Here is a 14,399-nt window from a genome sequence, read left to right on the forward strand (position 1 = left end):
GTCCGTTCACTTGCCGTCCGGCGATCCGTCATAGTGCTTCACGAGATCTGCCCAGCAATCGATATAATTGTCCTGCAGCGGCGCTTCCTTCGCGGCAAATTCCGTCAGGTGCTGCGGGAAACGGGTTTCGAACATGAAGGACATGGTATTGTCCAGCTTCTCCGCCTTCAGACCGGCATTCGAGGCGCCTTCGAAGGCCTGCTTGTCCGGCCCGTGCGGCAGCATCATGTTGTGCAGGCTCATGCCGCCGGGCACGAAGCCCTCCGGCTTGGCGTCGTAGATGCCGTAGATATTGCCCATCAGTTCCGACATCACGTTCTTGTGGTACCAGGGCGGGCGAAAGGTGTTCTCGGCCACCATCCAGCGCTCGCGGAACAGCACGAAATCGATATTCGCGGTGCCCGGCTGGCCCGACGGTGCGGTCAGCACGGTAAAGATGGACGGGTCCGGATGATCGAACAGGATCGCCCCGACCGGGCAATAGGCGGTGAGATCGTATTTCACCGGAGCATAATTGCCATGCCAAGCGACGACATCGAGCGGCGACTGCGCGATCTCGGTGACGTGAAACTGGCCGCACCACTTGATCGTCAGCGTGGATGGCACCTCGCGATCCTCGAAGGCGGCGACCGGCGCCTTGAAGTCGCGCGGATTGGCCAGGCAATTGGCGCCGATCGGTCCCCTGCCCGGCAGCTCGAACTTCTGGCCGTAGTTTTCGCAGACAAAACCGCGCGCCGGTCCTTCCACGACCTCGACCCGGTAGACAAGGCCGCGCGGAATGACCGCGATTTCCTGGGGCTGGAGGTCGATGATGCCCAATTCGGTCCAGAAGCGAAGCCGGCCGGCCTGTGGCACGACGAGAAGTTCGCTGTCGGCGGAGTAGAAATAGTCGTCCTCCATCGACTGGTTGACCAGATAGATGTGACTGGCCATGCCAACCTGCGTGTTCACGTCGCCGGCCGTCGTCATGGTGCGCATGCCGGTCAGCCAGGTCAGCGGCGCATCGGCATGGGGCACCGGGTTCCAGCGGTACTGGCCGAGCGAGATGATGTCGTCGCTGACATGCGGCGCCGTCTTCCAGTAGGGCAGTTCGATCTTGCGATAGCGCGCCGAATGCTTGACCGACGGGCGGATGCGGTAGCACCAGGTGCGTTCGTTCTGGTGGCTCGGCGCGGTGAAGGCGGTGCCCGAAAGCTGTTCGGCATAGAGGCCGTAGGCGCATTTCTGCGGGCTGTTCATGCCTTGCGGCAGCGCGCCGGGCAGCGCCTCGGTCTCGAAATCGTTTCCGAAGCCCGGCATGTAGCCGGGCGTGATGGCGCCGGCCTGATCCTGCTGGATGTATTTGCGCTTGGTCTGGATGTTCATGGGGTCAACTCCCTGTCAAACGGCATGTCTCCGGCCTACCCGTTTCCACCGGCCTCTGCGGCAGCCTCAAGGGCTGCGTCGAGAACGGCCATGTCGCCCACGTGATTGGCGAGAATGAGGATCAGGCGGGCATTCAAGGCATCGCTCTCCTCCTTGCTCAGCCCCTCATGAGCGGACAGCAGCCGGGCGTAGAAGTCGTCCGGCCGGGCGATGTTGGGGGCGGTGTTCAGTGCATTCATCGGTCGTCTCCTCAGCTCCGCCCGGCAGCCTTGTTGATGGCGGCGCGCATGGCGGCTTCGTCATAGCTCTCCCAGCGCGCGGCGACATGCTGGTCAGGCCGCATGAGATACACCGCCGATGTGGCCGCACCGAGGTAGCGTTCGGCGAGCGCGGGATTGTCTTTCGCGGACAAGGCCAGACGCGTGGCGCAAATGCCGCCTTCGCACAGCGATTCCGGTGCATCGGCATCGATGGCGAGAATCCGGAATTCGTCACCCAGCCGGTCGATCAGCCAGGCGCCGTCGGGCAGCGGTGCATCCGGTGCTGGCGAACCGGGGCGCGTGCGCTTCGGCATGGAATCGCAATCCGGTCCGTTGAGCGGGGAGCCGTCATAGGTGCAGGGCACCGAAAGGCGGCCGGAATTGACCAGGGGCCGGGCGAATTCATAGCGCTCCGACAGGTCGAGGACGGCATTGCGGAAGATGGTGCTGACCTGCGATTTCGGCGTGATGAAATCGGTCGAGCGCGAGGAGTTCAGGATATTCTCGTCGGCGCCGTGAATGCGCTCGGCATCATAACTGTCGAGCAGGCTGTCGGGCGCCATGCCGTCCATCACCAGTTTCAGCTTCCAGATCAGGTTGTCCGTGTCCTGCAGCCCGGAATTGGCTCCGCGTGCGCCGAAGGGGGACACCTGATGGGCCGCGTCACCGGCGAAGATCACGTGGCCGTGGCGGAACTTTTCCATCCGGCGGCATTGGAACGTGTAGATCGAGACCCATTCCAGCTCGAATTTCGCATCCTCGCCAAGCATGGCCTTGAGGCGCGGAATGACGTTCTCCGGTTTCTTTTCCTCTTCCTTGTCGATGTCCCAGCCAAGCTGGAGATCGATGCGCCAGACACCGTCGGGCTGCTTGTGCAGAAGCGCCGACTGGCCCCGATTGAAGGGCGGATCGAACCAGAACCAGCGCTCGGTCGGGAAATCGGCCTCCATGATGACGTCGGCGATGAGAAAATTATCCTCGAAGACGCGGCCGACAAAGTCGAGGCCCATCATGGCGCGGATGGGCGAACCGGCCCCGTCGCACGCAATCAGCCAATCGGCCTCCAGCACATACGGCCCGTCCGGCGTCTCCACGGTCAGCCGGACGCCATCGTCCAGCGTCTCGACCGAGGCCACCTTCGAGCCGCCGCGAATTTCCACCGGCCTGCCTTCGCCTTGCAGGGCGAAGACCCTGTCGACCATGTACTTTTCGAAATGGTATTGCTGCAAATTGATAAAGGCGGGCCGCTTGTGGCCATCCTCCGGCAGAAGGTCGAAGGCGTAGACCTGGCGCTCGTCGAAGAACACCTTGCCCGTGTTCCAGGTCACGCCCTTGTCCACCATCGGGTCGCCGCATCCCAGCCTGTCGAGAATTTCCAGCGGACGCTTGGCAAAGCAGATGGCGCGCGATCCCCAAGACACCTTGTCGTTCTCATCCAGCACCACAACCGGAACATTGTGTTGCGCCAGATCGATGGCCGCGGCCAGGCCAATGGGCCCCGCGCCGACAACGATGACGGGATGACGCACGGGTTGCGGCGCATCCTGATCCGACGAGCGGGTATAGGGATATAGGGGGGTCTCGAAAATCCTGCTCATCTCTTCCTCCCGGACAGAAACAACCGGCGCGGGCAAGGACCGGGCGCAAGGCACCCCTGTCTGCTTCCCCGCCTCCGGCGATCAACCCTGCAACTGTTGCCACATTTCCACGTCGCGCTCCGCCGTCCAGATACGTGGCGTGTCGATGCCGCGTGCCTCGTCATAGGCGCGCGCGACGTTGAACGGCAGGCAATGCTCATAGATGGCGTAGTCTGCGAACTTGGGATCGCATTCGGCGCGCACCGCATCCCAGGCTTCCTTCAGGGAGCCGCCTCGCGCGGCAACGCGGGCCGCCGGACGGTAGGTGCTTTCCACGAAGTCGCGTGTGTTCTCGATGGCGGTTCCCACCATCTCCCGGCCAACCAGCGCATCGCCACGGCCCGGCGCAATGGCGTCCACATCGAATGACTTGATGGCATCCAGCGTGAAGCCCCAGTCATTGAAATGTCCGTCGCCGCAATAGCAGGCGGAGTGGTATTCCACGATGTCGCCGGTGAACATGACGTTTTCATCGGGCACATGGATGACCGCATCGCCGGCGGTATGGGCGCGGCCGAGATGCATGATGTCGACGCGGCGATTGCCGAGATAGACAGTCATCGAATCGGAGAATGTCGTGGTGGGCCAGGTCAGGCCCGGAATGCTTTCATGGCCTTCGAACAGCCGTGGAAAGCGCTGGAACTCGCTGTCCCAGTCTTCCTGGCCCCGCTCGACCACCATGGCGCGGGCGGTATCCGACATGATGATCTGCTGCGCACCGAAAGCGGACGCCCCAAGCACGCGCACCGCATGATAGTGGGTCAGCACGACATGGGTGATCGGCTTGTCGGTCACTTCGCGGACCTTTTCAATCACCTTGTTGGCAAGGCGCGGCGTGGCTTGCGCCTCGACGATCATGACGCTGTCATCACCGATGATGACACCGGAATTGGGATCGCCCTCGGCGGTGAAGGCCCAAAGCCCCTTGCCCACTTCCGTGAAACTGATCTTTTTTTCTGACGTGTCGCCCTGCGACGCGAAGGCTTTTGCCATCGTTTCATCCCTCTTGTTTGCGTGATCGCATCTGAGGCAGCTTGAGCCACCTTTTCGTTGGTTACGTATGTGACAGTCTATTTTGTAACTAACAAGGGGCGGCTCGATTCCGGGCGGTGAAAATCCGCCTTGCCGGGGGGCAGCCGGGAGCCGGCGCCAGCCGTTTGCGACGTCGCTTTTGACCATGATCCGATCCGGAAAATGTCGCGAAACGGCACAAATGGAACATGCGATGACGCAAATGGTATCGCACTGCACAATGAGAGATGATTACATAAGGAACATCAGGCGTTCGGATGCATTGCACCCGGACGCACAATCTCTTGACCGAACAGGTGCAGAAATGACCAGGGACCAGTGGATCCGCGAAATCAGCACGCGCGCAGCAACTTGGCATGCCCTGGCCGGTATTTACGTGGCGATCGTCGCCACGATGGTGCTGACCGGTATGTCGATGACGTGATTGCATGGTGAAACGGCGGGCCGCCGGCCCGCCGTCTCATCGTTTCGCTCAGGTATCCGCCGCTTCCCCGATATTATCGACGCCGCGCTCTTCCAGCAGCGTGGATAGCCAGTTCGGATCCATCTCAGGCACCGACGACAGCAACAGGTCGGTATAGGGATGATGCGGCGGCGTGAACATCTCGTCCTTCGGCCCCTGCTCCACGACCTTGCCATGCTGCATCACCACCACCTCGTCCGCGATCGAGCGGACGGTGGCCAGGTCATGCGTGATGAACATGTAAGACAGGTTCAACTCGCGCTGGAGCTTGTCGAGCAGTTTGAGGATTCCCTCCGCGACAAGCTGGTCGAGCGCGCTCGTCACCTCGTCGCAAATGATGAACGAGGGCTCGGCCGCAAGGGCGCGGGCGATGCCGATCCGCTGTTTCTGGCCACCTGACAGTTCGGTCGGGTAACGGTTGTAGTATTTCGACGGCTCCAGCTCGATCAGGTCGAGCAATTCGTCAACGCGGTTCTTCAGGTCGCCGCCCTGCAGACCCATGTAGAACTGCGCCGGGCGCCCGATGATCTCGCTGATGCGAACCTTCGGATTGAGTGCGGTGTCGGCCATCTGGTAGATCATCTGGCACTGCCGCAACTGGTCCTTGGTGCGGTCCTTGTAGCTGGGGGGCAGCGGTTCGCCACGAGACAGGATCTGGCCCTTGAGCGGCGGCAACAAGCCGGTGATGCAGCGTGCGGTGGTTGACTTGCCGGAACCCGACTCGCCGACCACGGCTACCGTCATGCCCTCGTAGACATCGAAGGAAACATCATCCAGCACCTTGGTGTCGCCATAGGCGGCGTCCACATGCTGCACGGAGATGACCGGCGCGACATTCGGATCGGTCGGGCGCGCCTTCTGCTCGCGCTTGAAGCTGCGCACCGCCCACAGGCTCTTGGTATATTCCTCCTGCGGGTTTTCCAGCATCTCGGCGGTCGGCGCCTCCTCGACCTCCTCGCCCTTCAGCAGAACCTTGATGGTGTCGGCCATCTGGGCAACGACCGCCAGATCGTGAGTGATGTAGATCGCGGCGGTGTTGAACTGGTCCACGATGTCGCGAATGGCGGCCAGAACCTCGATCTGGGTCGTCACGTCGAGCGCCGTGGTCGGCTCGTCGAAGATGATGAGATCCGGGCGGCAAGCCATGGCCATGGCAGTCATGGCCCGTTGAAGCTGGCCGCCGGACACCTGGTGCGGATAGCGGAAGCCGATCTCACCGGGATTGGGCAGGCGCAGGCGCTCATAGAGTTCCATCGCATCCTCTTGCGCTTCCACGCGTTTCTGGATGCGATAATGGAGCGGCGCTTCGGTGTGCTGGTCGATGATCTTGTGCGCCGGATTGAAGGATGCCGCCGCCGACTGCGCCACATAGGCAATGCGCGATCCGCGCAGGGCCCGCAGCGCCGATTTCGGCGTCGTGGTCAATTCCATGCCATCGAACTCGATGGAACCACCCGATATCCGGCAGCCATCGCGTGCGAAGCCCATGGCGGCAAGCCCGATGGTGGACTTGCCCGCCCCCGACTCGCCGATGAGGCCCAGAACTTCGCCGCGATGGAGCGTGAGGTCGACGCCGTGGACGATCTCGAACCATTTCTCGTCGGCATAGGCCTCGATGCGCAGATCCTGGATTTTCAGCAGGACGTCTTTTTTCTTTTCACTTGCCATTGGATCATTCCTTCAAGCCGGAGGAGCGATAGAGCATCCAGTCGACCACGAAGTTCACCGCGACGGTGAGCAGCGCGATGGCCGCGGCCGGGATGAGCGGCGTGATTTCACCGAACGAGATCAGCGTTGCGTTCTCGCGCACCATGGAGCCCCAGTCGGCGGTCGGCGGCTGGATGCCGAGACCGAGGAAGGACAGGCCGGCGATCAGCAGGAAGACGAAGCAGAATTCCAGGCCGAATTCGGCGATCAGCGGTGCGGTCGAATTGGGCAGGATTTCGCGTCGTATGAGATACCACGTTCCCTCCCCGCGCAGCTTTGCCGCCTCGATATAGTCCATGACCACGACATTGCCGGCCACGGCGCGGGTGAGACGGAAGACGCGCGGCGAATAGATCACGCCGACGACGATGACGATCACCAGCAGGTTGGTGCCGAAGATCGACAGCATGAGCAGCGCGAAGATGAGCGACGGCACCGACATCACGATGTCCGCAACACGGCCCATGACCTGGTCGAACCAGCCACCCCTGGTGGCTGCCAGAAGGCCGGCCAGCGCGCCCATGAAGAAGGCAAGGCCGGTTGCAACGAGGGCCAGGCCGACCGAGTTGCGCGCACCGAAGATGATGCGGCTGAACATGTCGCGGCCGAGCTGGTCGGCGCCGAGCAGCATGTTCTGGTCCGGCGGCGCGAAGGAAGATGCGATCACTTCGGCCTCGCCATGGGGCGCGATGACCGGGGCGAAAATCCCAGCAACCGCATAGATGAAGATGACGAACATGCCGAAGCTGGCGGTCAGCGGTGCTGTCCGCAATTCCTTCGAAATGCGTTCAGGGGTGAGGATGACGAGGAATTCCTTGAACGCGTAGGCCATGCCCGCGGCCAGCGCCAGGGCGCCGACACCAATGGTGATGGCACGTAAGCCGCCGATGCCGCCGACAATGCCGACGACGATGGAAATCAGCGTCAGCCCGAACAGGATCAGGAACGGTTCGCGCCGCTTGTAATAGGCCGCGACGCAGGATGCGGCGATGAGAAGGCTGTAATAGCCGATGACAAACATGTTCATGGCTGCCCTCCCTTATTTCGGATGCCGCAGACGGGGGTTCGTCAGGATCGCCCCGACATCCGCCAGCAGGTTCAACAGGATGAATGTCGCGGCGAAGATCAGGCAGCAGGCCTGCACAACCGGGAAATCCCGCTTCGAGACCGCATCGACCAGAAGCTGGCCGACGCCCGGATAGACGAACACGACCTCGACCAGGACGACGCCGGTGATCAGGTAGGCCAGGTTCAGGGCAACGACGTTGATGATCGGCGCCCAGGCATTCGGCAAGGCGTGGTGCGTGATCACCTTCCAGGCCGGCGCGCCCTTCAGCCTTGCCATCTCGATATAGGGCGATGACAGGAGGTTGATGATGGCGGCACGCGTCATGCGCATCATGTGCGCCGTCACCACCAGAACGAGGGTCAGGGCCGGAAGGAAGGTGCGGTGCAGGATGTCGATGAAGCTCATGCCCGGTTGCAGGCTGGCGATGGCCGGGAATGCATTGGTACGCACCGCCAGATAGAGGATGAGGACGTAGCCGAGGAAAAATTCCGGCGACGAGATGGACGTCAGCGTGAGCACGTTGGCGACGCGGTCAAAGGCCGTGTTGCGCCACAGGGCGACGATGACGCCGAGAATGATGGCGAACGGTACGGCGATGACGGCCGCATAGGTTGCCAGGAAAAGCGTGTTCATGAAACGTGGCCCGATGGCCGCGCTCACGCGCTCTCCCGAGACGAGCGATGTGCCGAAATCTCCTGTCACGGCTCCCCCGAGCCATTGCAGGTAGCGCACGACCGCAGGCTGGTTCAGCCCCATCTGTTCGCGCAGCGCAGCGACCGTTTCAGGTGTCGCACTCTGCCCCAGGACCGCCTCGGCAATGTCGCCGGGCAACAGTTCGACGGCGAAGAAGATCAGGATTGAAACAACGAAAAGCGTCAGCAGGCCGAGCCCGAGCCGCTTGGCGACAAGAGATACGATGTCCCCCATGACCGAGTGTCCCTTCTTTCCGGAGCGTCCCTTGCCAGGCCAGGCCGGCAGGCGCTCCATTTTCTTGTTTCCCGCGCCTGCAGGCGCGGGTCCGGTGTCCACTTTCACTGGGATTGCGTTGTGAACCCCGGAAAGACTGCCCCTTTCCCTGCGTCACGGCAAGCCCGCCGCCCGAAGGCACAGGCTGCTTGGCCGCCACGGGAATGCCCCGGCCGCGTGTTGCGGCCAGGGCGTATCGGCTTGCGCGGCAGGGGTGCATGCCCCCTGCCCGCGGGTCATTGTCAGCTGAACCACCAGCGGCTCGGCGCGCGTGCGCCGTCACAGGCCCAGCTTGCGGCCAGCTGGTCGCCATGCATGACGTTGGAGCGGCGGGCGAAGACGAAGTTGTTGAAGAACGGAATGATCGTTCCACCATCGTCACGCATGAGCATGCACATTTCGTGGTACATCTCGGCGCGCTTCGTATCGTCCAGCTCCGACTTGGCCATCAGCAGCAGTTCGTTGAACCGGGGATTCTTCCAATGGCTCTCGTTCCAGGCTGCATCCTTGCTGTAGGCGAGCGTGAACATGACATCCGGCGTCGGACGCGCGCCCCAGGAAACGGCGGTGAACGGCTTCTTCAACCAGACGTCGGAATAATAGCCATCGTTGGGCTCACGCACGACCTTGATGTTGATGCCGGCCTGCTTGGCCTGCTCTGCATAAAGGACGCACATGTCCACGGCGCCGGAGAAGACGCTGTCGGCGGTCGAGAGGCTGACGGAGAGGTTTTCCGCACCGGCCTTCTTGAGAAGCGACCTGGCCTGATCCGGATCGTACTCGCGCTGCGGGATGTCTTCAGGCCAGTAGGGCTGCACGGGCGACAGATGGAAATCGTTGCCCTTGGTGGCGGCGCCGAACGCGATCTTCTCGACGATCTCGTCGCGGTTCATGGCGAGCTTGAGCGCGTTGCGCACGTCGACATTGTCGAAAGGCGCGGTGTCGCAGAACATCGGCATGGTGATCGCCGCGCCCGAGGGCACATTGTCCACCTTGATGTTCGGATTGCGCTCCAGAAGGCTCAGCGTCTTGAGCTCCACCAGCGAGATACAGTCCACATCACCGGTGACGAGCGCCGTCTGGCGCGCATTCGGATCGTTGAGGATAATCATCTCGACCTTGTCGAAATAGGCGCCCTCGCCGTGCCAGCCTTCGTTGCGGCTGAGCGACCAGCTGACGCCGAATTCGCCATTGTCGATCTTGTAGGGGCCGCAACCGTCGCCCGACTGCCAGTCGATCGTGCCGTCGTCATTGGCCGGGCAGATGGCCAGATGGTAGTCGGTCATCAGCCACGGCAGGTCGGCAATGCCGCGCGCCAGGGTGACGACGACAGCATGATCGCCATCGGCCTTCACGTCGGTCACGTCGGTCAGCAGGGCCTTGGCCGCGGACGTCGTCTTGTCGCCGCGATGATGGTTGATGGATGCCACGACATCCTTCGCCGTAACCTTGTTGCCACTCTTGGCGAAGGTCGCATTCTCGTTGAGCTTGAAGGTCCATTCGGCGGCATCCGGCGTCGCCGACCATTCGGTGGCGAGATCCGGTCCGAGCGAATTGTCCGGATTGATCATCGTCAGATAGCTACGATACTGATGCGCCAGGAAGATCATCTGGCGGGTCACATAGGTGCCAGGATCGTGGGTATCGGACGTGTTGCCGTCATGAACACCCCAGCGGAACGTTCCGCCGCGCTTGGGCGCCTGGGCATGGGCCGTGGTCGTCCACAGGCCGCTGGCCGTGGATGCAGTCAGGCCGGCGGCCATCGTCCAGGACATGAACTCGCGGCGCGACACGCGGCCCAGCCGCGCCTCCTGCGCAATGCGGTCGATAAGTTGCTGATCGGATCCCTTTGACATGGTTCCTCCTTCGGTTCCCTTTGGCTTGGCGGCCGGCCAGGCGGCCGCATGGTGCACGTTGAAGCGGTCCGGCCCATGACGCACCATGGCCCCGGAATGAATTCGTGCTGACCCGATGGAAGCATGTGAGAGATCAAACGTCCAGTGCAACACTATAATTCGCCACCGGAAATTCGCATGGCACCGATTTTGCATTCCAGATTCACAAGAATAACATGCCGTAGTTTTACTTATAAAAAGCCTCTCAACAAATATATTCTCCTTTTGATTGCGATGTCGACAGGTCAATTATTTTGCCTTATTTCTTTTCTTTCATCGTCCATGGCTTGAAGGGCCCATGCCGTATCCGCTGACGGAGGGGAATGGGGCTGCCTGTCCCGCGGACTGCAAGTTCTTGCAAGTGTTCAACCTGAGATACGAAAAGTCGCGACGCGCTCAACTGCATTTTTGATGCAACGCATTTTCTTCATCTCCGGATAGCCGAATCGGCGCATGGAAACTACTCCCGGTTGCAAATTCCAAGGTTGCGTGCCCGGCGCAAACCGCTCAGCCCTTCATGTCGGGCAAAGACACGCGGAACCGGCCGCATGGGCAAAGGCACTGCCATCCGCCTCGGCTTCCGAGACCCCTTCGCGGTTCGGATCAGAGATGGTGCGAAGTTTATGGTCAGTCCCATTGCCAATGTATTTCCTGTCATATTAACATTAGGTGGGGCTTAAGAGGGATGGGACGATGGCGGCTCATAATATTTTTTCTCATAGCCCGGAAGAAAACATTCAGCGGCTTTACGAATATACACTGCACCGGCCGGCAACTGGCCAGGAAGTGCTCGATGCGCTTGAAATGCGCACGGCCGGCAGCAGTTATGAGAGTATTTTCAACGCGCTATTGTCCAGCGACGAAATGACGGGTGTCGTCTTCCGCGTGGTGCGATTGTATGAGGGCGTTTTCGGCAGGAAGCCCGACCACGGAGGTCTGACCTATTGGAGTGACGTCTATCGTCACGTGCTGGAGTCGAATCCGCTGGAGACGGACAAGAACAATCTCATCACGAGCATTCAAGACTGGCTCGACCCGACACGAACCGACGAATTCGCCGAACGCTACGGCACCAATCCGACAGACCTGGAATTCACGACCAATCTGTACAGGAACATCCTGGGCCGGGAACCCGATCCGGGCGGCCTGAACTACTGGGTCGGGCAGCTTGCCGTTCTGACCCGGGAACAGCTCGTGATCGAGTTCACTGAATCCGTTGAATTCATTTCGAGAAGCAACGACGCCATCGTGCAGTTTGCGTATAATGGCTTTCTGGGTGCCGAGGATTTCGAAGGCAGTCTGCTGCCGCCCAATCCCTCCCCGGCCGAAGGCCAGCTTGTCATTGCCGTCGATCAACCGGGCATGGGGCAGGAACTGGCCACGCTGGTTGGCGATGAACTGGTTCCCGTCGGCAATATCCAGCCGGGTACGGATTCCGGCCAGGCCGGGGAATTCGGCTTTGCCATGCTTGATGGCGGTTTCTACACCTATGCGGAAACGGGCGCCGCCACCTACCTTGCCGAGTTCCTCGGCAAGTCGTTCGATCCCGTGACCCCGGGTGCCGGACTGCCGGCCATCTATACGCCTGGAACCCTCTACGGCTATATCGAGTATGAAGGCACACTCTACTTCGTCGGCTACAATGGCGTCACCGGTCCGGAACTCTACAGCTATGACGGCAGCACCATGGAACTGGTGGGCGAAATCGCGCCCGGACCTGCCGCCGGCATGCAAACCGACTATGAAATCAGAGGTTTGAGCGGCTTTGTGGAGTTTCAGGGGGCTGTCTATTTCGAAGGAGTCACGGGCACGCATGGCAAGGAACTGTACCGCTTCGACGGCAATACAATAGAACGCGTCACCGATATCAATCCCGGGACGGGTTCGGCCAATATCGGCGCCTATAGTGGCTACATCCTCTACGACAACAAGCTCTTCTTCTCAGCCGACGACGGCAGCAGCGGCCGCGAATTGTGGTCTTTCGATGGCCAGACCGCCACCATGGTTGCCGACATCGACGCCGGCCCCGGGAATGGCTTGCCCAATGAGGACGGAATTCTCACCACGCATGACGGCTACCTTTTCTTCACCGCCCACGATCCCGTCAATGGGCTGGAACTGCGCCGCTACGATGGCACGGATATCGTCACATACGATCTTGAACCCGGTGCGGCCGGTGCGTTCGACAACATCGAACAGGCATGGGGTGACTATGCCGGCGACCTGTATTTCTCGGCACGGACGGCGTCGACCGGCGCCGAACTCTTCCGCTACAGCAACGGGACCGTCGAACTGGTCAGCGACATAGAGCCCAATTCGCCGGATTCATTTGCTGGCAAACCGACCGGTTTTGCGGTGCTCGACGACATCCTCTATTTCTCGGCATACCGGCCCGTCACCGGCTACGAGATTTACCAGTACAATGGCAGCGTCGCTTCGCTGGCATTCGACATATCGCCCGGTGCGAGCTGGAGCACATCCTCGACATCGATTTTCGAGGTCGTGGATGGTCGGCTGATCTTCGATGCCTGGGAAGACGGCTACACGAAGCTGTTTGCCTATGACGGTACGAACCTCACCAATATCGGCTTGTTCGGGAATGTGAACGGCAGCGTCGAGAGCAGCAACCCTGTGGCTTACGATGGCATGACCCTGGTTGGAATCGCGACCCCTGCCCTGGGCTACGAGCCCTACCTGATGACCCCCGGCGGCCTGCAACTGATCGGCGACTTCATTCCCGGAACCGGTTCCAGCCGCCCCTTCACCTATGGGCACGCCGTCTACGATGGCGATCTCTATTTCGGCATGGAGGGCTCCGGCGTCGGCTACGAATTGTACCGCTATGACGGCACGGATGTCACGCTTGTCGAAAACATCCGCAGTGGCGGCGCCGATCCCAATGTCGGGTTCGGCAGCGGCTTTGCCAACCATGACGGCAAGCTCTTCTTTTCCGCCATCAGCACGAGTTCGGGCTATGAGCTTTTCTCCTATGACGGCACCAGCGTGGAGATGGTGTTCGAGCAGACACCCGACACCACAGGGGCTGCGCCTGGCAGGAATACCGGGTTGATCTCGCTGGGCGACAAGCTGATTTTCGATCTGGATATCGACGGTCTTGGCAATGAACTCTATGCCTATGACGGGACCGACGTGGAACTCGTGGCGGACATCAATGCCGGTTCCGGCGACGCCTTCGCCTTCAATGGCTTCCAGTACGCCATCCTCGACGGTCTCCTGATCTTCGGCGCTACCGACGAGACCGGTGACAGCGAATTGTGGACCTATGACGGAACCGATGTCGAGCAGTTCGACATCTATGCCACCGGTTCGTCGCGTGCCGGACAGAACGGGTTTTTCACGTTCGAAGATCGCATCCTGTTTTCCGCACGAACGGATTTCGGGCAGGAGGTCGTTGTCTTCGACGGTACGTCCCTGGAAGTGATCGACGTCTTCGCCGGTGGCGGCAGCAGCAATCTCTTTAGCGGTGGCGCGATCGAATATGGTGGAAAGCTGTATTTCTCCGGCCGCGTTGACACGGCCAGCAATTTCGAACTGCTGGTCTATGACGGAACGAACGTCACTGTGGCCGCTGATATCAATTCGGGTAGCGGCTCGTCCGATGCCGGGGAAAACAGCGGTTTCGTGGAATTCGGCGGCAAGATCTACTTTTCCGCGTTCACCGAAGAAACCGGAGCCGAGCTTTACGCCTTTGACGGGCAGGAGGCCGAACTCGTCGCGGACATCCTGAAAGGCGACGGTTCATCGGGACCAAGCGACCTTTTCGTGCAGGGCGGCTATCTGTATTTCAAGGCCACGACCCGCGAACTCGGGTCGGAGTGGTATGCCTATGACGGCACCGACATCGGGCTTGTGGCAGACATGGGCCAGCAGGACCTGATGTTCAATGCCGACGAGCATCACATTCTCTGACGTCACGAACGCGGCAGGGCCAGCGCGCTTTCCGGACGCTGGCCCCTTGCGCCCTGGCGCGGCGGCCTCTTGCGG

9 protein-coding genes are annotated in these 14,399 nt (G+C 61.0%); 1 reads left to right on the forward strand and 8 read right to left on the reverse strand.

Going from position 1 to position 14,399, the window contains the following annotated elements; all coding sequences use genetic code 11:
* Nucleotides 1-6: 6 nt before the first annotated feature.
* The 8 genes from hmgA to R3D65_RS00175 form a co-directional block, all read right to left on the reverse strand.
* Nucleotides 7-1,365: a homogentisate 1,2-dioxygenase gene (gene hmgA / locus R3D65_RS00140; RefSeq protein ID WP_371273204.1), complete on the reverse strand. Its 1,359-nt coding sequence runs from the start codon at nucleotides 1,363-1,365 to the stop codon at nucleotides 7-9.
* Nucleotides 1,366-1,400: 35 nt separating this feature from the next.
* Nucleotides 1,401-1,604 carry a DUF2783 domain-containing protein gene (locus tag R3D65_RS00145; protein WP_371273205.1) on the reverse strand — a complete coding sequence of 68 codons (204 nt, stop codon included), beginning with the start codon at nucleotides 1,602-1,604 and terminating at the stop codon, nucleotides 1,401-1,403.
* An 11-nt stretch (nucleotides 1,605-1,615) separates the two neighbouring features.
* Nucleotides 1,616-3,223, reverse strand: coding sequence for an FAD-dependent oxidoreductase (locus R3D65_RS00150; protein ID WP_371273206.1), 1,608 nt, complete (start codon nucleotides 3,221-3,223; stop codon nucleotides 1,616-1,618).
* A gap of 81 nt (nucleotides 3,224-3,304) precedes the next feature.
* The gene (locus R3D65_RS00155; RefSeq protein ID WP_371273207.1) at nucleotides 3,305-4,255 is read right to left on the reverse strand and encodes an MBL fold metallo-hydrolase; all 951 of its coding nucleotides are present in this window, start codon (nucleotides 4,253-4,255) and stop codon (nucleotides 3,305-3,307) included.
* Between the two features lie 511 nt (nucleotides 4,256-4,766).
* The gene (locus R3D65_RS00160; RefSeq protein WP_371273208.1) at nucleotides 4,767-6,425 is read right to left on the reverse strand and encodes an ABC transporter ATP-binding protein; all 1,659 of its coding nucleotides are present in this window, start codon (nucleotides 6,423-6,425) and stop codon (nucleotides 4,767-4,769) included.
* 4 nt (nucleotides 6,426-6,429) lie between these two features.
* A complete protein-coding gene (locus R3D65_RS00165; protein ID WP_371273209.1) occupies nucleotides 6,430-7,491 on the reverse strand; it encodes an ABC transporter permease in 1,062 nt (353 codons plus the stop codon).
* 12 nt (nucleotides 7,492-7,503) lie between these two features.
* Complete coding sequence (locus R3D65_RS00170; RefSeq protein ID WP_371273210.1) at nucleotides 7,504-8,460, reverse strand: ABC transporter permease; 957 nt, start codon at nucleotides 8,458-8,460, stop codon at nucleotides 7,504-7,506.
* Between the two features lie 281 nt (nucleotides 8,461-8,741).
* A complete protein-coding gene (locus R3D65_RS00175) occupies nucleotides 8,742-10,355 on the reverse strand; it encodes an ABC transporter substrate-binding protein (protein WP_371273211.1) in 1,614 nt (537 codons plus the stop codon).
* A gap of 732 nt (nucleotides 10,356-11,087) precedes the next feature.
* On the opposite strand from R3D65_RS00175, the gene R3D65_RS00180 reads away from it, so the two are divergent.
* Nucleotides 11,088-14,324 carry a DUF4214 domain-containing protein gene (locus R3D65_RS00180; RefSeq protein WP_371273212.1) on the forward strand — a complete coding sequence of 1,079 codons (3,237 nt, stop codon included), beginning with the start codon at nucleotides 11,088-11,090 and terminating at the stop codon, nucleotides 14,322-14,324.
* Nucleotides 14,325-14,399: the final 75 nt, after the last annotated feature.

Source organism: Zhengella sp., from assembly GCF_041397485.1.
GTDB lineage: Bacteria > Pseudomonadota > Alphaproteobacteria > Rhizobiales > Rhizobiaceae > Zhengella.